Genomic DNA, 18,082 nt, shown 5'->3' with positions numbered 1-18,082 from the left:
GTGCTCGGTTCACTGCTGGACGCCACGTCGACGATCGAGGCAGCGCACGTTGGGCGATGGCTGCCCAGCCTGTTGGTGCGGCGTCTCGAGAGTCTCGACCTGGTCACCGTTGAAGCCGCGCCCCGGGTCGCTGATCAGCGGGCCACCGTGTAGGCGCTCTGCTCCGTACCGAACCGAATTCCGGTGGCGTCCTTGCCGATCAGGGTCAGGAGCGCAACGGCGATCAGCACCGGGACGATGGTGACGACCAGCGCGAACGGATAGGAATGCGTGGCCGCCAAGTGCTCCTGGATCGGCAGGTTGAAGGCCGCCAGCAGGTTGCCCAGTTGGTAGGTGACGCCAGGATAGAAGCCGCGAATCGCGTCGGGGGACATCTCGGTCAGGTGAGCGGGGATGGCACCCCAGGCGCCCTGCACCGCGACCTGCATCAGGAAGGCGCCAAGGCACAGCATCGCCGCGGTGTGGGACAGGGCGAACAACGGCACGATGGGCAGACCAAGCACGGCGCAGAAGACGATCGTGTAGCGGCGGCCGAAACGCTGTGAGAGCGTGCCGAACGTCAACCCGCCGATGATCGCGCCGACGTTGTAGATCACCACGATCAGCTTCGCGGTCTCGCTCGACAGTCCGGCGCCCCCGCTGTGGGTGGCCTGCAGGAACGTCGGATAGACGTCCTGCGTGCCGTGGCTCATCCAGTTGAACGCGGTCATCAGGACGACGAGGTAGACGAAGCGGCGCACGATGACGGGATTGACCAGTACGTCGCGAATCTTGGTGCTGGTCAGCTTCATCCGGTCCTGCGCGGCCTCCCAGACCTCGGACTCGCGGACCCTGGACCGAATGATCAGACTGATCAGTGCGGGAATGATCGACAGGGCGAACAGCCATCGCCAGGACAGGCCCAGCCAGTCGATGACCGCCAACGACGCGACCGTCGCCAGGAGGTACCCCATCGAGTAACCGGCCTGCAGCAGACCCGAGAAGAACCCACGCCGTTCGACGGGGATCTTCTCCATCGCCAGGGCTGCACCCAACCCCCACTCGCCGCCCATCCCGATGCCGTACAGGAGGCGGAGAACCACCAGGACCGTGAAGTTGGGTGCGAAGGCGCAGAGGAATCCGACGACGGAGTAGAAGGCAACGTCCACCATCAGTGGGATGCGGCGACCGACCCTGTCGGCCCAGAGACCGAACAGCAGAGCGCCGACCGGTCGCATGAACAGCGTGGCGGTGGTCAGGAAGGCGACCTCGGTCATGGAGACGTGAAACGTCTTGGCGATGTCCGCGTAGACCAGTACCACGATGAAGTAGTCGAAGGCGTCCATCGTCCAGCCGAGCTGGGTGGCTATGAAGGAGTTGCGCTGGTCAGAGGTCAACGGTGTGCTCGCCACCGCCACGGAGTTCCCCGTGATCCGGCTCGCTTACCTGCCAATTTCCTGTGTATCGGTGGCCGTGGCGACGGGCCGCGGCTGGCTCGAGGGGACGCCGGAGGTGCTCAACGCCTGCAGGCCGTGGACACTGTCACGGTGCCTGACCGAGACGAAGCCATCGTGGGTCCGTTGACGACGATGCTGCCCGCCGACAACCACGTCCACTCCCAATTCTCTTGGGACACCGGCGCGGAGTCCTCGATGGAGCGGACCTGCGCACGCGCCGTGCGGGTGGGGCTGCCTGCCATCGCGTTCACCGAGCACGTCGACTTCACCGAGTGGGGTGCGCACGACAATCCCCCGTGCGGCGCCGCGCACATCGCCACGCGTGAGCGGGTACGGCCCCTCGACGTCGAGGGCTACCTGACGAGCATCGAGACCTGCCGGGCCCGATTCCCCGAGTTGCGCATCCTGTCGGGTATCGAGGCTGGCGAACCGCACCACTTCGCGGGCAGCGTCGCCGCCGTCCTCGCGCGGGGACGGTTCGACCGCGTGCTCGGCTCGTTGCACTCGGTCGTGTACGAGGGACGCGTGGTCGGGGTCGACGGGGTGCTTCGGGGCAAGCGAAGCGACGGGGAAGGGCGGAGGCGGCTGCCCCCCGACGTCGTGATGCGCGACTACTTCGCCGAGTTGCTGCGCCTGGTCGAGAACTCCGATGCCTTCCAGGTCCTCGCGCACTGCGACTACCCGCGTCGGTCCTGGCCGACCGCGCGGGTGGGGGAGTACCGCGAGGGCGACTACGAGGAGGAGTACCGCACCGTCTTCCGCGCGCTGGCCGGTTCCGGTCGCGCACTGGAGCTCAACACCAGGAGCCCGCTCGCATCGGCGACGCTGATGCGTTGGTGGTACGAGGAGGGTGGTGACGCGGTCTCGTTCGGCAGCGACGCGCACGTACCCCTGCGGGTGGGGGCGCTGTTCGACGTGGCGGTGGACATCGTCGCGGCCGCGGGCTTTCGGCCCGGCCGCGATGAGTACGACTTCTGGCGCCGCTGATGCCGGCAGAGCCGTCCGCGTCTTCCGCCCAGTTCCCGAGGGGGATGGCGCTGTTGGTCGCAGGCGCGTTCTTCATGGAGATCCTGGACGCCACGATCATCACCCCCGCGATTCCCTTGATCGCCGAGTCGTTCGGGGTCGGCCCCATCGACGTCAACGTGGCCATCACGGCCTACCTCGTCACCGTCGCGGTGCTCATTCCTGCGAGCGGTTGGGTGGCCGACCGGTTCGGCCCGCGGCCGGTGTTCGCCGCTGCGATCGCCGTCTTCACGCTGGCGTCGATCGGGTGCGCATTCAGTGTCACGCTCCCGATGCTCGTCGCCATGCGCATGCTGCAGGGGGTGGGCGGCGCGATGATGGTGCCCGTCGGCCGCCTCGCGGTCCTGCGGTTCAGCGGGAAGGCCAATCTGGTGCGGGCCATCGCCCTGCTCACGTGGCCCGCGCTCGCGGCTCCCGTTGTCGCGCCGGTACTCGGCGGTGCGATCGCGACCGTCGGGTCGTGGAGATGGATCTTCATCGTCAACATTCCCATTGGGATCATCGGATTCCTGTTGGCTCTCAGGCTGATCCGTGGCGACGCCAACCCTGCGCCACGGCCACTGGACTGGCGTGGCCTCCTGGCGCTCGGCACCGGCATCGCCGCGGCGTTGATCGCGCTCGAGGGCGTCCGGTTCAGCGAGTCGAACTGGCTGCTGGTGGCTTTGGGTTTCGCCTTGGCGATCGTCCTGCTCGCGGCTGCGACCTGGCACCTGCTGCGCTACCGGTACCCGCTGGTACAACTGCGGGTGTTGCGGGTTGCGAGCCTGCGGATCACGGTGTCGGCCGGATCGCTCTACCGTCTCGTCATCAGTGCGGTGCCGTTCCTGTTGCCGTTGCAGTTCCAGCTGGTCTTCGGATGGACGCCGCTGGCCGCCGGGTTGATGGTCGCGGCATTGTTCGCAGGCAACCTCGCGATCAAGCCTGCGACGACACCACTGATGCGGCGGTACGGAATTCGTCGGGTGCTTCTGGTCAACGCCGTGCTGTCGGTCGGCTGCTTCGGGCTTCTTGCGACCCTGCACGCGGGCATGCCCATCGCGGTGATGGCCGCCATCCTGTTCGTCAGCGGCGCACTGCGGTCGACGGGCTTCACGGCCTACAACAGCCTGGCCTTCTCGGACGTGGATGGCGACGAGCTGACCAATGCGAACACCCTCAATGCCTCGGTGCAGGAACTGGCCACCGGTCTCGGTATCGCCGTCGGCGCGCTCGCACTGAGCAGTTTCACCCCGCTGGCCACCAGCCTTGGCCACGCCCCGGGCGCCGCATACTCCTGGACGTTTCTGGCTCTCGGCGCGCTGATGGTGGTGACCATCGTCGAGACGCTCAGGCTGCCGCACGACGCGGGCGCCTCGGTGACCGCTGCCTAGTGCAGGGGTTGTCGGGTCGCGCGGTTGCCCAGCGGCTGACGTCGTCCGTCCGCACGGTCGAAGGCCATGTCTACCGCGCAACGTCCTCGGTGGTGGGTGCGAGAATTCGGCCGGACAGGTCGAGTAGCGCTTTATGCAGGTCGGCGTCGTCGATATCGGCCAACTCGGGATCGGCTGCGGCCTTGCCGACCCCGGAGAAGAACACCGAGAAGGCGATCCGGTCGACAGTGTTGCGATCTGGTCCCTCGAGCAGCTCGCGGAGTCGATCGGCCACCGCCTTGAAGTCGGGCTCATTCAGCACCAACTGATCGATGGCCGGGTCGCCGTAGAACATGACGGCCAACTTTCGGTGCCGCACCACCATTTCGACCAACCCGCTCACAGCGACGGCGCGCCGCTGCTGTGCGTCGGGAAGTGCGTCGGCGATTCTGATGAACCGGGCGATGTCCTCGATGGACGGGCGGATGACTTCCAGGGCGATGTCTTCCTTGGAGTGAAATTGGTAGTACACCGCGGCTTTGCTGACTCCGACGCGATCGGCGATCATCTGCAGCGATGTGCCGTGCACCCCGTGCTCGGCGAACAAGGTCACCGCGGCTTCAAGGACCCGCCCACGGGCCAGGCCTCGCGGTGCCGTGGGTTTCGCCAACCGTTCGCCCCTTTCCGAATGCCGTGTACGCGAGCAAGGGTAGCCCCGCGTCGTGAGCGAAGTCGTCCATACGGCAGAGCGCGCGCCTAACTTAAGTTAGCCGTTCGGCTTGCTCAACATCATCCCACCGTTTATTGTTCGATCGACTAATCAAATAATCGTGCTGCCGCGCAATGACATCCGCGAAAGACGGCTCCGTCATCACGCGGTGAGCGCGGTCATTGCAACGGAAGGGCCTCAGTGGTCGGGATTCTCAAGCGGGCCTGGATACCGCTGCTCATCGTGGTGGTGGTCGCGCTCACCGGCGTCGTGGTGTACCGGATGCACGGCCTGTTCGGGTCGAACAACGAGACCACCCGCCCTGGCGCCGGTCTCGCCGAGGACGCCGAGCCATTCAACCCAAAGGTCGTGACCTATGAGATCTCCGGAACGGACGGCGCTGTGGCGACCATCAACTACCTCGACCTCGATTCGAACCCGCAACGGGTCGACGACGCACCCCTGCCCTGGTCGATCACGTTGAAGACCACCAAACCGGCCGCCAGCGCCACCATCATTGCCCAAGGTGATGGCGACCGGATCAGCTGCCGCGTCATCGTCGACGACGAGGTCAGAGACGAGCAGACGTCGGCCGGAGTGAACGCTCAAACCTCGTGCTTGGTGAAGTCGGCATGAGCGATCCCGATATCAGCCGTTCCCGGGTCCCTCGACTTCTGCGGCTGTTCTGCGTACCGGTCCTGTTGGCCTGGCTGGCAGTGACCGCCGTCCTCAACGTCGTGGTGCCCCAGTTGGAGGCCGTGGGAGCCGCGAACTCGACGTCCCTGACCCCAAATGACGCGCCATCCTTGCAAGCCACCAAGTTGGTCGGCGAGCTGTTTCAGGAATACGACTCGAACAGCTCGGCGATGATCGTCCTGGAGAGCGACAAGCCCCTTGGCTCCGAGGCCCATCAGTACTACGACGGGCTGATCGCAGACCTGGAAAAGGACAAGACCCACGTCCAGCACATCCAGGACCTGTGGAGCGATCCCCTCACCTCGTCGGGTTCACAAAGTGCGGACAACCTTTCGGCATACGTTCAGCTGTACATCGCCGGCAATCAGGGTGAGACACTGGCCAACGAATCCGTGCAGGCGGTGCGAGACGTCGTCGCCAACCATCCGCCACCACCGGGGTTGAAGGTCTACGTCACCGGCCCGGGACCGTTGAACTCAGATCAGCAGCACGCGGGGGACAAGAGCCTCGAGCTCGTGACGGCGTTGACCATCGGGGTCATCCTGGTGATGCTCCTGCTCGTCTATCGCTCGATCGTGACCGTGCTCCTGGTGATGCTCGTGGTCATGCTCGAGCTGGCCGCTGCGCGCGGCATGGTCGCGTTCCTGGGGTATTACCACCTCATCGAGCTGTCCACCTTCGCGGTGAACCTCCTGACATTGCTGGCCATCGCGGCAGCCACCGATTACGCCATCTTCTTCGTCGGCCGCTACCACGAGGCGCGCAACCTCGGCGAAGACCGTGAGAACGCGTTCTACGTCATGTACCACGGCACCGCTCACGTCGTCATGGGATCCGGGCTGACGATCGCCGGGGCGACCCTGTGCCTGCACTTCACCCGACTGCCCTACTTCCAGACCCTGGGTATACCCCTGGCAATCGGCATGTTCGTCGTGACGATGGCGGCGCTCACCTTGGCGCCGGCGTTGTTGACCATCGCCTCCAGGTTCGGCTTGCTGGACCCCAAACGAAAGACCAAGACTCGGGGGTGGCGGCGAATCGGGACGGCGGTGGTCCGCTGGCCCGGCCCCATCCTGGTGGCGTCGACTGCGGTCACCCTGGTTGGCCTGCTTGCGCTCCCGTCCTACACCACCAGCTATGACGACAAGCGCTACCTTCCGGCGGACGTCGAGGCGAACATCGGATATGCCGCCGCACAACGGCACTTCCCTCAAGCCCGGCTCAACCCCGAGGTGCTGATGCTGGTGGCCGACCACGATCTGCGCAACTCCACTGACATGCTCATCGTCAACAGGGTCGCCAAGGATGTCTTCCATCTGCCCGGCATCGCCCGGGTGCAGACGATCACCCGCCCCTTGGGCACGCCGATCGACGGCACCTCCATCCCGTACATCGTTGGCCAGCAGGGAGTCAACCAGAAGCTCGGCCAGTCCTACGGCCAAGATCGCACGGCCGACCTGCTGACGCAGGCAGCCGACATCAACCACCAGATCGACATCCTGCGCCAACAGCTGGCGCTACAGAAGGAAAGTGCTGCCGCGCAACAGGAACAATCCGACGACTTGAAGCAGACGGTCGCCGTCACCAACGAACTACGGGACAAGATCGCGAACTTCGACGACTTCTTCAGGCCCATCCGCAGCTACCTCTACTGGGAACCGCACTGCTACGACATCCCCGTTTGCTTTACCACGCGGTCCATCTTCGACGCGTTGGACGGAATCGACGAACTGACCGACCTGCTCGGGCACACCACGGTCAGCCTCGACAAGATCAACGCGCTGCAACCCAAACTGCTCGCGCTGCTCCCTCCGCAGATCGCCAGCCAGGAAACCAACCGCAATCAGATCCTGACGAACTACGCGACGCAGCAGGGTCAGCAAAGCCTGCAAGACAGGCAGCAGTCGGATCCCAATGCCATCGGCCGAGCCTTCGACGACTCCAAGATCGACGACTCGTTCTATCTGCCGCCCGAAGTCTTCGACAACCCCGACTTCAAGAGAGGCCTCAAGCAGTTCATCTCTCCGGACGGCAAGGCGGTGCGATTCATCATCTCCCACCAGGGTGATCCCGCGACGCCGGAGGGAATCTCGCACGTCGACGAAATCAAGAATGCCGCGTTCGAGGCGATCAAGGGAACTCCCCTGGAGACCTCGAAGATCTACCTCGGCGGGACCGCGGCGACCTACAAGGACATGCGCGATGGCTCCAATTACGACCTCGTCATCGCCGCGGTCTCTGCGCTCTGCCTCATCTTCGTCATCATGCTGATCATCACCCGAGCAGCGGTCGCCGCGCTGGTGATCGTCGGCACGGTGGCGCTGTCACTGGCCGCGTCGTTCGGGCTGTCAGTCTTGTTGTGGCAACACGTGATCGGCCTCGAACTGCACTGGATGGTCCTGGCGATGTCGGTCATCATCTTGCTGGCGGTGGGGTCGGACTACAACCTGCTGCTGGTGTCGAGGTTCAAGGAGGAACGCGACGCCGGGCTGAAGACGGGCATCATCCGGGCGATCGCGGGCAGCGGTAGCGTGGTGACCTCGGCCGGTCTGGTGTTCGCGTTCACGATGATGTCGTTCGCGATCAGCGACCTAAAGGTGATGGCTCAGGTCGGAACCACCATCGGTCTCGGTCTTCTCGTCGACACCCTCGTGATCCGGTCCTTCTTGACACCGTCCATCGCGGCGCTGATGGGCCGGTGGTTCTGGTGGCCGCAGAACGTCCGGACTCGACCCGCCCGCCGACCCAGCGTGCTGGCGGCCGGGTCGGGCGGGCGGCCCGGATGACGCGTCGTTCACCCCAACAGCTCGGACCGCCGCTGTTCCTCCCACAGCGCCATCCGGGTGCGGGCCGGCTCTCCGATCGCGTCCATCACCAGTGGGATGAGCAGTTCGGTGAGAAGGAAGCCGGCGGCCATGCTCTGGTAGGTGGTGCCCACCGTGCTTGACGCGGCGAGCACGACTTCGGCCTCCGGCGCCACGGGGCAGGCCAGGTCGTCGGTGATGAGCACGACGGTCGCACCCGCGCGGTGTACCCGGGCCGCCAGGTCGGCGACGCTGCGCTGGTATCGGTGATAGTCGAACAGCACCACCACGTCGCGGCGGGTCAGCTCGATCATGGCGCCCAGATCGCGGCCGCCGGGGTCGGCCAGCAATCGCACCCCAGGGCGCAGTTGTTCGAGGTGGGCGGCGAGGTAAATGGCCAGCAGGTGCGAGAACCGGCCGCCGTGCAGGTGCAGCGGTCGGGTGGTGTCGGAGAGCAGCGCCACGGCAGCATCTACCGCCGAAGCCGGTAACTCGGCGAGTGTCTCTGCGGCACGGTCATTCTGGGCGCGGGCCTGCTTCAAGAGGGCGGCCAGCGGACTGCCTGCGGCGGGCGCCGTCGACAGGCGGGTGATCGGACCGTTGGAGCGCTCCGTCAACTCGGCGCGCAACGCGACCTGGAGATCGGTGAACCCGTCGTAGCCGAGGGACTGCGCGAACCTCAGCACGGTCGGTGGGCTGACCTCGGCGCGTTCGGCGAGGCGGGCGGCGCTGGCCAGACCCGCGCTCGGGTAGTCGGCGAGTAGGGCCCGTCCCACCCGCCGCTCCGCCTTGCTGAGCGTCGGCAGCGCGGCACTCGCACGTTCGGACACCGTCATCGATCGTCCGCCAGTGGCAGCAGCGACACCGAAAGGTCGTGCAACGAAATGGATACCACGGACTCCGGCGGCAACGGTTGCCAGTCGAGGTCACCGAAGCCGGTGGATCCGATGACGACCGTGTCGTCGGTCGGGCGTGCGATGCGCAACGCGAAGTAGTCCTCGAGGTGTTCGGCGGGCAGGTCGGCGGCGGTGATCTCCTCGACGTCCTCGGCCAGCAGGCGGCTTCGGGCGTGCGCATGGACGACGATCAGCTGGTCCTCGCCGAGAACGAGCGCGTTGAGGCAGGCATCGGGGTAGAGCTGCCGTAGCTCGGCGACCGCCCGCCGCACGGCATCCGCGAGACTCGTTGCAGTGCGGCGGTATTGACGGATCACGGCAAAGTACCGTTCGCTGTCGGTGGTCCCGCGAAGGGACGCGGCGAAATCCTCCTCGAGGAGGCCATCCAGCGGGCCCATCGGTTTGATCGACCCGTTGTGGGCCATCGCCAGGCCGTCGGCGACGAAGGGATGGGAGTTCTCCGGCCGCACCGCGAGCCCGCTCGTGGCCCAGCGCAGGTGCACCAGCGTGGCAGCGGACCGCCGGTCACCGGTGGCGGCGGCGAAGAGTGGATCGTCCAGTGCGGTGCCGGCAGACACCTCGACCCGCGGGGAGTCGCCGACGCGCTCGACGGCGGCGACACCCCAGCCGTCGCCGTGCACCTTCGTCAGGGCGACGAAGTCCTTGAGCACGTTCTCGCCGACGGCATCGGCGACGGACACGGATGCTGCGGAGACGACACCAAGCAGGCGGCACATGCAGGCATCCTCCGTTCTGAAATCTTATGAATCAATCCTAAAGCGTCGAATTTAAACATTCTGAAACATTCATGACATAGCTTTCCAGAAGACTCACGCGTCGAAGGAGGTTCCATGCCCGTGGTGGAAGACCGTATCGAGGAGCTGCGCGCCGACGGCGTCGAGCTCGTCGCAGGCTCGGTGACCGACCTTGCGGGCGTGACCAGGGCCAAGTACGTCCCCCTGCGAAGACTGGGTGACTTCCAGCGCTCCGGGATGGGCGTGTCGCCGTCGTGGAGCGTCTTCTGCGTGGACAGTGGCATCGCCTTCACGCCGACCATCGGTGTCATAGGGGACCTGCGGATCCGCATCGACCCGGCCGAGGTGCGCGTCATCGATGCCGGTATCGCGTGGGCGCCGGGTGATCTCACCGACCAGCAGGGCGCATCGGCGCCACTGTGTCCGCGGTCCCTGCTGGCGCGGACCGAACGAACGGCCGCCGATCGTGGCCTGACGACCCTCATCGGCGCGGAACTGGAAGCCACGATGCTGGCACCCGACGCCAACCAGGCCACGACCGACCCGTGGTCGCCCTACGGCATCCGCACGTCGCTGGACCGCTCGGCGTTCCTGGTCGACCTCGCCACCACCGCCGAGCGGGCCGGGTTGAGCATCGAACAGATCCATACCGAGTACGGCCACGATCAGCTCGAGGTCTCGCTGGCGCCGACCACGCCCGTCGCCGCGGCCGATGCCGTGATCCTGACGCGGATCGTGCTTGGCAGGGTGGCGGCACGCCACGGGCTGCGAATCTCGTTCTCGCCGGTGCCCTTCGAGGGAGGCGCGGGTAACGGGGCCCATCTGCACCTGTCACTGGCCGACGATCGAGGCCCGCTCTTCTCGGGCGGAGAGGGGCCGCGCGGCCTCCGGGCCGCCGGTGGGTCCGCCATCGCAGGCGTCATCGACACCCTGCCGGACCTCATCGGTGTCTACGCGGGTTCGGCGGTGTCCGCACTGCGGCTCAAACCCGGCAACTGGGCCGGTGCGTCGGCGTGCTGGGGCTTGGAGAACCGCGAGGCGGCGGTGCGGTTCATCGCGGCCACCCCTGGCAGCCCGCACGGCGCCAACGCCGAACTGAAGCTGATCGATCCGAGCGCCAACCCCTACCTGGCTGCCACCGCGTTCCTCGGTAGTGCGCTGCGCGGTATCGACCGCGAACTCGACCTGCCGCCCGAGATCCCCGAAGACCCCTCGCAGTCGGCCGCGGCGCCGCCACCGCTGCAGACCGAGCAGCGGGCCGCGATCGAGGCGCTTCGGGGTTCCGCGACCGCCGCGGAGCTGCTGACACCGGCGGTCGTAGACGCGTTGGTCGCGGTAAGAACGCACGAGATAACCACTTTCGGCGACTCAACGCCTGCCGAGACCACCAGGGCGCTGCGCCTTGCGTGGAGTTGTTGACCCATCCCGAGAGGAGACATCGATGAGTACGAGCACGTCGTCGGCCAGTCCATCGGAGGGAGCCGACCAGCTGCCCCACCGCCGCTTGCCATTCTGGGTGGCGCTGGCGATGTCGGTCGCCCTGGTGGGGCCGACCCTGGCCATGTCCGGGAACGGTCAGGGCCTGGTCGCCACCGTCGGCAAGTCCATTCCGCTGGTCTTCGTCATCGGCCTGATCGGGGTGTCGCTGGTCGGCTACAGCTTCGTGCGGCTGACCCGCCACCTCAACCACGCGGGGTCCGCGTACGGCTTGGTGGGCGGCACCATCGGGCCGCGGGCCGGGTTCTTCTCCGGCTTCGCGATGCTCGGGGCGTACGTGGGATTCTCCATCGGCACCCTGGCCTTGACGGCAGCCTTCGTCAACGCCTTCGTCGCCAAGTTGCAGCCCGGCAACGACAACCCGTATCAGCTGCCGTGGCTGGCCGTCGTGGTGGTGGGTGCGGTGATCTCGTTCCTGCTGTCGGGCCGTGACGTCCGGCTACTGGGCAAGATCCTGCTCGTCATCGAGGGTATCGGCATCGTGTCGATGATCGTGCTGGTCGTGGTCATCTTCGCCCGCGGAGGCGCGCCGTCGACCGGTGTCGACTTCAGCGTGTTCTCGTTCGACGGGGTCTCCAGTTCCGCGGTCATCAGCGGTGTGGTGGCGGCGTTCCTGTCCTGGGCGGGATTCGAGGCCTGCGCATCGATGGGCGAGGAGACCGACAACCCAGGCCGCAACATCCCGCGCGCGCTGGCGGGCACTCTGATCCTGACCGGCGTGCTGTTCGTCGTCGTGATGTTCGCCCAGGTCGTCGGTTTCGGCACCGACGCAACAGGCCTCGAAGCGTTCGCCGGCTCGGGAAACACGTTGGGCGACTTGGGCAGTACGTACATCGGCCAGTGGTTCAGCCTGCTGATCATCTTCACGGCGATCGTGTCGGCGTTCGGCTGCCACCTCGCCACGTCGGCGACCTCCGGACGGATGCTCTACGCGTTCGGGCGCGACGGCTTCGGCCCGAAGGCATTGGCACAGATCCACGAGGGCACCGGCGGCCCACGCTTCGCCACGTGGCTGGTGGTCGGTCTGGCGCTGGTGGTAGACCTGATCTGCGGCGCCATCGGGTGGCCCGACATGGGCACCGGCAACCCTGCGATCAACACCTACTTCCTGTTCGCGGTCGCGGGCTCGGTGTGCCTGATGGTCTGCTATCTGCTGGTCGAGATCGCCGCCGCCTGGTTCACCAGCGCGCCGAGGTTCGCTCGCATGCACGGCGGCAAGGGCAGGGTGCTCGGCTTGGCGCTGCCGCTGCTGGGCGCCGTGGTGATCTTGGTGGTGCTGTGGTTCAACGTCAAGGACGCCGCGGAGTGGTCGGCGGCACCGCTGCTCGGATTGTACTGGTGCGCAATAGGATTGGTGATCGCGATCGCCGCCTCGCGTATCGCCAAGCGGGTCGGTGAATCGCTGGTGAGGGAGCTCGACCTGACAGCGGCCAGCCCGTCGGTCTCAGAGTGAGCACGCTCTACGCCCGTGACGAGGCGGCTGTCGCGGGCATTGAGAAGCTGCGGTTCTTTCCGCTGGAGGTCGTGTCGGGCCATGGCTCCACGCTCGTCGACCCCGAAGGTCGTGAACTGCTGGACCTTTCGGCGACGTGGACCGCCAGCGGGCTTGGCCACGGGCACCCGGCGATCGTGGAGGCGGTGAGTCGCGCGGTGCGTACGGCTCCGGGTTCGGGCGGCCTGTCGGCGGTCCACCCCGATTCGGTGGGCCTGGCCGAAGACCTGCTGGCACTGGTCCCGGGCACCGGGGAGCGGCGGGTGTATCTCGGACACGCGGGCTCCGACGCCAACGACGTGGCGTTGCGCGCCTGCAGGCACGCCAGTGGTCGACGCACCATCATGGCGTTCGAGCACAGCTACCACGGCGGCGTCGGTGTCGCGATGGGTGTGTCGGGCGTGCACGTCGACGCTGGCGTGCCCGCGGACCCCGACGCAGTGTTCCTGCCCTACCCCAACCCCTTTCGGCCAACTCACGGTGATGTCGACGCCGACGTCACCGCCTGCCTCGCGCTGGCCGAGCAGCACCTGAGTGGCGGCGCGATCGCCTGCCTCATCGTCGAGCCGATTCTGTCCGACGGCGGTCTTGTCGTGCCGCCGCAGGGTTTCCTCGCGCGCCTGCACCAGCTGTGCCGCCGGCACGGGGTGCCGATGATCTGCGACGAGGTCAAGATGGGGCTCGGAAGGCCGGGAACCCTGCATGCCTTTGAACACGACGGCGTGGTACCCGACATCGTGACGTTCGGCAAGGTGCTCGGCGGCGGTCTGCCCTTGTCGGCGGCAGTGGGGCCCGCGGAGATTCTCGACAATCCTCCCGCGGCGGCGCTGCTCACCACTGCGGGCAATCCGGTGTGCACGGCTGCCGGCCGCGCGGTGCTGGCCACCATCGTGGCCGACCGACTGCCCGAACACGCCGCCAAGGTCGGCGCCTTGCTGGCCGACGGGTTGCGTGGGCTATCCGGATCGCCGGGAGCCGATCACATCGGCGACGTGCGCGGGCGCGGCCTCGCGATCGGCCTCGAGCTCGTCGACCCGGAGACGGGGGACCGCGATCCCCGCCTCGCCGCCCAGGTGGTCTACCGTGCGTGGGAGTTGGGAGCGGTCGTCTACTACGTCGGCGGCAACGTCCTGGAGATCACGCCACCGTTGGTGCTCACCGAAGACGAGGCGAGCCGGGCAGTCGAGATCCTCGGCGCAGCCATCGCCGATGCGGCCGCGGGAAGGGTGAATGCCGAGGAGGTGGCACGATATGCCGGTTGGTGACCTCCCGGACGTATTCGACCGCGTGCACGCGGAAGTGCCCGACGCGCTGGCCGAGCACCTGCGCGCCGTCGAACTGATCGACCACCACGTGCACGGCAACTTCAACGAACCCGTCGACCGCGGCGCATTCGAGGCGGCCATCAACGAGGGCTCGACCGATCCCGTTCCCGACTTCATGAGCCAATTCGATTCGCCGCTGGGTCTTTCCATCCGGCGGTGGTGCGCACCGCTGCTCGGACTCGATCCCCTCGCAGCCGCCGACGACTACTGGGCGCGACGCAGCGAGCTCTCCCCGGATGAGCTGGCCAGGATCATGCTGCCCGCCGCGAACGTCGGGCGCTGGATCGTCGACACCGGGTTCAAGGGCGACCTCATCACGACCCCCGAGCAGCTCACCAAGCTCAGCGACGTTCCGGCCTCGGAGATCCTCCGGCTCGAGCGTCTCGCCGAAGACCTGCTCGAGGGCGGCACGTCGCCTGCCGACTTTCCTGATGCCTTCCGCGCCGCGCTGCGGACCGCGGTGGACAGCCCGGACGTGGTGGGCACCAAGACCATCTGCGCCTACCGCACCGGCTTCGACGTCGACTGGTCCCGGCCGACCGATGCCGAAGTCGTCGCCCACGCAGGCGAGCTGAGCGGTCGATCCAAGCCTCTTCGGGTGGACAGCCCGGTGCTGGTCGCGTTCGGCGTGCACGAGGCCGCGGCGCACGGTCTACCGATTCAGGTGCACGTCGGCTTCGGCGATCGCGACCTGGATCTGCACCGCACCGATCCCATGCTGTTGCTACCGCTGCTGCGCTCCATGACGCCCGTGCCCGTCCTGCTGCTGCACTGCTACCCCTTCCAGCGCCAGTCGGGCTATCTGGCGCAGGCGTTCGATCACGTGAACTTCGATGTGGGACTGGCGATCAACTATCTCGGCGTGCGGTCGACAGGACTGGTCGCCGAGGCGCTCGAGACGGCGCCGTTCGCCAAGCAGCTGTACTCCTCCGACGCCTTCGGTCCGCCCGAACTGCACCTGTTGGGATCTGTGCTGTGGCGCCGCGCAATGGGGTTGGTGCTCGGCGGCTGGGTGCGCACCGGCGATTGCACCGTCGACGATGCCATCGGAATCGTCGACATGGTCGGGGTGCACAACGCCGAGCGGGTCTATGGGATTTGAAATGCATGACGCTGCACCGCTCTTCGACTCGTTGCGACGCTTCGTCGAACGGGGGCAGGCGCCGTTCTACAGCCCTGGCCACAAGGGCGGTCGGACGCTGGATCCGTGGTTCCGCGAGCACATCGCCGCCCTCGACCTGAACAACCTGCCCGACACCGACACCCTGCACTGCCCCGAGGGCCCGATCCTGGAAGCCGAGCGGCTCATCGCCGACGCGTGGGGCGTCGGACAGAGCTTCATCCTGGTTCAGGGTTCGACGAGTGGCAACATCGCCGTCGCCATGTCGGCGCTGCGTCCCGACGAGCCGGTTCTGGTGGCGCGCAACGCCCACAAGTCGGTGCTCGCGGGTCTGGTACAGGTCGGCGCCCGACCGATCTGGCTCGAACCGCGTTGGGACGACGGGTTCGGCGTCGCGCACGGGTTGGACGCCGACGTGGTCGAGCGGGGGTTCGTCGAGAGCGGCGCGAAGGCGCTGTGGGTTCTGCACCCCACGTATTACGGCACTACGGGCGACATCGCGGCGCTCGCCGAGCTGTGCCGCCGCTACGATGCGAAACTTCTTGTCGACGGAGCACATTCACCACACTTCGCGTTCCATCCCGACCTACCGGCACCGGGCGAGACGTCCGGCGCGGCGGCGACCGTGCATTCGGTGCACAAGATTCTGTCGGGCCTGAGCCAGGCGGCGGTGTTGCACGTCGACCCGGCCCAGCTCGATCCGGCATCGATACGCCGTGTGCTGCAGCTGATCCAGACCACCAGCCCGCACTTCGCGATCATGGCGTCGATCGACCTTGCGCGGCGGGAGATGATGCTGCACGGCGAGCGCTTGCTCGATGAAACCCTGGGGAGGGCACGACGCACGGCATCTCGGCTGGCCGCCATACCCGGGCTGAGCGTCCTGCGGTCCGAGCATCTCGCGGGCGCGGATACCGGATTGCATCAACTTGACGAGACGAAGCTGCTCATCGGCACCGCGGGGTTGGGCGCCGACGCGAGAGACGTCGTCGCGCGCCTCAACCGCGTGCACGGCGTCCAACCGGACCTGAGCGGTACGGGCCATGTCCTGTGCATCACGACGATCGGCAATACCGACGCCGACATGGACCGTCTGGTAACGGGTTTCGACGAGGCCGCCGCGCACTTCGGCCTGCGCCCCGCAGGTTCGCAATCCGGTTTGGTCGCCGACCTGCTAGCAGTGCGTCCGGAAACGGTGCTCACGCCGCGGGAGGCGTTCTTCGCGGTTGAGGAGTCGGTGCCGCTGGCCCAGGCATCCGGACGCACTGCGGCCGAGGCCATCACGCCCTATCCGCCGGGCATTCCGTTGGTGATGCCAGGGGAAAGCCTCAGCGCCGACGTGCTCGCGCTACTGACGGCACTGCGTGACGCGGGCAACCCCATCAGCGTTTCGGACCCGACGATGGCGTCCGTGAAGGTGGTGCGCTGACCCGCACTACGGGTCGTCGGGGTCGGCGAGTAGGCGTTCGGGGTGGTGGTAGTAGTTGATCCGGGCTTGGCCGGTGTCGAGGTGTGGGGGTGGGGTCCATTCGGCGATGCCGTTGCGGATGTGGACGGTCCAGCCTGTTTCGGCGAGGCGGTTGTCGGGGCCGCAGGCCAGTACTTCTTCGTCGATGTTGGTTTGGCCGTTGTTCTTGGCCCAGCCGTTGATGTGGTGGACTTGGCAGCCGTAGCCGGGGACGGTGCAGCCGGGGAACGTGCAGCCCCGCTGTTGGGACAGCAGCACGATCCGATGCGCGGCGGGGGCGATCCGTTTGGACCGACCCAAGTACAACGCTTCGTTGGTGTGCTTGTCGAACACCACCAGATAGTGGTGGGAGTGGGAGCCCATCCGGATGACGTCGGCCATCTGCACCAGAGTGCCGCCGGCGGTGACCGCGGAACCACGGCCGGATTCGAGGTCCTGCAGGGTGGTGGAGACGATGATCGTCACGGGGAGGCCGTTGTGCTGACCCAACTCTCCGGAGGACAGGAAGTTGCGCCCCATCGCGGTGAACGCGTCATGGGTGCGTTGCCCGAAGGATCGTCTGTCGGCGTCGATCTGGGCTTGGGAGGGGGTGCCCTTGATGCAGGGGGTGTCGTCCTCGGGGTTGCACATTCCGGGGGCGGCGAGCTTGGCCTGGATGGGTTCGAGGACGGCACGTAGCTGTGGGTCGATCCAGCCGCTGATTCTGCTGGTGCCATCTGCTTGTTGGGGTCCCAGGGTGATGGTGCGTTTGCGGGCGCGTTCGGCGTCGTCGGGTTCGGGTCCGTCCTGATCGATCAGGGTGCCCAGGTGGGTGGCGGCCTTGCGCAACTGGTCGGGGCCGAACCCGCCCGCGACGCGGGTCAGGGTGGTTTCGGCTTGTTCGCGGGTGGTGGGGTCGACCCAACCGGGGAGTGTGGTGAAGAAGGTGCGGATCACCGCGACGTGTTCGGCGTTGATCCTGCCCTGGGTTTGGGCGTTGGCGACCTTGTCGAACTTCGGGGCCAGGGGTTCGCCGTTCAATGCGACCCGGGGTCCGAGGTCGGTGGCTTCGTCGAGGCGCCGGTTGGCGTCCTTGGCCGAGATCCGCAGCCGAATCTTCAACACGTCGCGCCACGACTTCGCGCCCAACGCGACCGGGGAGGCTTCGCGCTGCAGGCGGGCGAGCACGCGGTGCCCGATTGTCGGAGCGCGCCTGGAGACGGCTTCCATCTTGTCGAGAACTGTCAACAGTTCCGCTGCGGTGAGGGCGTCGAAGGACATGTCGGCGAGTGTGGCGAAGGCGGTGAGGTACCCGTCGAGGGCCGCGGCGATCTGCTCGCGGTCGTGGAGGGTGCCCGAACTCATACCCGAACAGTAGTTCGACCCACTGACAAGAAACCGTGCTTTGTGACGCCTGAAACTCAAGTGATGCAAGGGAATTGGGCTGGCCCGGGTGTCGCTCAGAGGCGGGCAATCTCGGTGGTGTCCCCAGATGCACCCGAACGCGGCACACCCGGCACACGTCGCACA

General features: G+C 66.8%; 14 protein-coding genes. 9 read left to right on the top strand and 5 right to left on the bottom strand.

The genetic code is table 11. The annotated features are described in order from the left end of the window. Positions 1-134: 134 nt before the first annotated feature. Complete coding sequence (locus ACRDUX_RS02140) at positions 135-1,391, bottom strand: MFS transporter (RefSeq protein WP_526410558.1); 1,257 nt, start codon at positions 1,389-1,391, stop codon at positions 135-137. 135 nt (positions 1,392-1,526) lie between these two features. Here ACRDUX_RS02140 and ACRDUX_RS02135 point away from each other — a divergent pair, with 135 nt between their 5' ends. Both ACRDUX_RS02135 and ACRDUX_RS02130 read left to right on the top strand, forming a co-directional pair. Beyond that, complete coding sequence (locus ACRDUX_RS02135) at positions 1,527-2,423, top strand: PHP domain-containing protein (protein ID WP_526410554.1); 897 nt, start codon at positions 1,527-1,529, stop codon at positions 2,421-2,423. A gap of 44 nt (positions 2,424-2,467) precedes the next feature. Next, on the top strand, positions 2,468-3,832 hold the full coding sequence (locus ACRDUX_RS02130) for an MFS transporter (RefSeq protein WP_526410556.1): 1,365 nt from the start codon (positions 2,468-2,470) through the stop codon (positions 3,830-3,832). A 70-nt stretch (positions 3,833-3,902) separates the two neighbouring features. Here the strand turns inward: ACRDUX_RS02130 and ACRDUX_RS02125 are convergent, their stop codons facing one another. Next, entirely contained in the window at positions 3,903-4,481 is a 579-nt protein-coding gene (locus ACRDUX_RS02125) for a TetR/AcrR family transcriptional regulator (RefSeq protein ID WP_526410553.1), read from the bottom strand. Positions 4,482-4,721: 240 nt separating this feature from the next. On the opposite strand from ACRDUX_RS02125, the gene ACRDUX_RS02120 reads away from it, so the two are divergent. Together ACRDUX_RS02120 and ACRDUX_RS02115 are read left to right on the top strand one after the other, a co-directional pair. Next, positions 4,722-5,156, top strand: coding sequence for an MmpS family transport accessory protein (locus ACRDUX_RS02120; RefSeq protein ID WP_526410551.1), 435 nt, complete (start codon positions 4,722-4,724; stop codon positions 5,154-5,156). Further along, on the top strand, positions 5,153-8,002 hold the full coding sequence (locus tag ACRDUX_RS02115) for an MMPL/RND family transporter (RefSeq protein ID WP_526410549.1): 2,850 nt from the start codon (positions 5,153-5,155) through the stop codon (positions 8,000-8,002). The genes ACRDUX_RS02120 and ACRDUX_RS02115 overlap by 4 nt, the downstream gene beginning before the upstream one ends. Before the next feature lie 8 nt (positions 8,003-8,010). Here the strand turns inward: ACRDUX_RS02115 and ACRDUX_RS02110 are convergent, their stop codons facing one another. After that, the gene (locus ACRDUX_RS02110) at positions 8,011-8,856 is read right to left on the bottom strand and encodes a MurR/RpiR family transcriptional regulator (protein ID WP_526410547.1); all 846 of its coding nucleotides are present in this window, start codon (positions 8,854-8,856) and stop codon (positions 8,011-8,013) included. Further along, entirely contained in the window at positions 8,853-9,653 is an 801-nt protein-coding gene (locus tag ACRDUX_RS02105; protein ID WP_526410545.1) for a class II glutamine amidotransferase, read from the bottom strand. Before ACRDUX_RS02105 ends, ACRDUX_RS02110 begins: the two co-directional genes overlap by 4 nt. 114 nt (positions 9,654-9,767) lie before the next feature. Between ACRDUX_RS02105 and ACRDUX_RS02100 the strand changes: the two genes are divergently transcribed. Genes ACRDUX_RS02100 through ACRDUX_RS02080 form a run of 5 tightly spaced genes read left to right on the top strand, consistent with a single transcriptional unit; the run spans position 9,768 to position 16,534 of the window. Then, positions 9,768-11,090, top strand: coding sequence for a type I glutamate--ammonia ligase (locus ACRDUX_RS02100; RefSeq protein WP_526410543.1), 1,323 nt, complete (start codon positions 9,768-9,770; stop codon positions 11,088-11,090). Between the two features lie 22 nt (positions 11,091-11,112). Then, positions 11,113-12,621 (top strand): amino acid permease, encoded by a 1,509-nt coding sequence (locus ACRDUX_RS02095; protein WP_526410541.1) that lies wholly within the window; start codon positions 11,113-11,115, stop codon positions 12,619-12,621. After that, the gene (locus tag ACRDUX_RS02090) at positions 12,618-13,925 is read left to right on the top strand and encodes a class-III pyridoxal-phosphate-dependent aminotransferase (protein WP_526410539.1); all 1,308 of its coding nucleotides are present in this window, start codon (positions 12,618-12,620) and stop codon (positions 13,923-13,925) included. Before ACRDUX_RS02095 ends, ACRDUX_RS02090 begins: the two co-directional genes overlap by 4 nt. Beyond that, positions 13,912-15,087: an amidohydrolase family protein gene (locus ACRDUX_RS02085; RefSeq protein ID WP_526410537.1), complete on the top strand. Its 1,176-nt coding sequence runs from the start codon at positions 13,912-13,914 to the stop codon at positions 15,085-15,087. Before ACRDUX_RS02090 ends, ACRDUX_RS02085 begins: the two co-directional genes overlap by 14 nt. 1 nt (position 15,088) lies before the next feature. Further along, positions 15,089-16,534 (top strand): aminotransferase class I/II-fold pyridoxal phosphate-dependent enzyme, encoded by a 1,446-nt coding sequence (locus ACRDUX_RS02080; RefSeq protein WP_526410535.1) that lies wholly within the window; start codon positions 15,089-15,091, stop codon positions 16,532-16,534. Between the two features lie 6 nt (positions 16,535-16,540). Here ACRDUX_RS02080 and ACRDUX_RS02075 read toward each other — a convergent pair whose 3' ends face one another. Beyond that, positions 16,541-17,917: an HNH endonuclease signature motif containing protein gene (locus ACRDUX_RS02075; protein WP_526410533.1), complete on the bottom strand. Its 1,377-nt coding sequence runs from the start codon at positions 17,915-17,917 to the stop codon at positions 16,541-16,543. Positions 17,918-18,082: the final 165 nt, after the last annotated feature.

This window comes from Mycobacterium sp., from assembly GCF_050701675.1.
Lineage (GTDB): Bacteria > Actinomycetota > Actinomycetes > Mycobacteriales > Mycobacteriaceae > Mycobacterium.
The sequence above is the reverse complement of the archived record's forward strand: the minus strand, read 5'-3'. Positions and strand labels throughout refer to the sequence as shown.

Coding starts and splice junctions, on each gene's coding strand:
- ACRDUX_RS02115 (WP_526410549.1), top strand. CDS start 5,153: ATGAGCGATCCCGATATCAGCCGTTCCCGGGTCCCTCGACTTCTGCGG.
- ACRDUX_RS02100 (WP_526410543.1), top strand. CDS start 9,768: ATGCCCGTGGTGGAAGACCGTATCGAGGAGCTGCGCGCCGACGGCGTC.
- ACRDUX_RS02080 (WP_526410535.1), top strand. CDS start 15,089: ATGCATGACGCTGCACCGCTCTTCGACTCGTTGCGACGCTTCGTCGAA.
- ACRDUX_RS02095 (WP_526410541.1), top strand. CDS start 11,113: ATGAGTACGAGCACGTCGTCGGCCAGTCCATCGGAGGGAGCCGACCAG.
- ACRDUX_RS02085 (WP_526410537.1), top strand. CDS start 13,912: ATGCCGGTTGGTGACCTCCCGGACGTATTCGACCGCGTGCACGCGGAA.
- ACRDUX_RS02075 (WP_526410533.1), bottom strand. CDS start 17,917: ATGAGTTCGGGCACCCTCCACGACCGCGAGCAGATCGCCGCGGCCCTC.
- ACRDUX_RS02110 (WP_526410547.1), bottom strand. CDS start 8,856: ATGACGGTGTCCGAACGTGCGAGTGCCGCGCTGCCGACGCTCAGCAAG.
- ACRDUX_RS02130 (WP_526410556.1), top strand. CDS start 2,468: ATGGCGCTGTTGGTCGCAGGCGCGTTCTTCATGGAGATCCTGGACGCC.
- ACRDUX_RS02105 (WP_526410545.1), bottom strand. CDS start 9,653: ATGTGCCGCCTGCTTGGTGTCGTCTCCGCAGCATCCGTGTCCGTCGCC.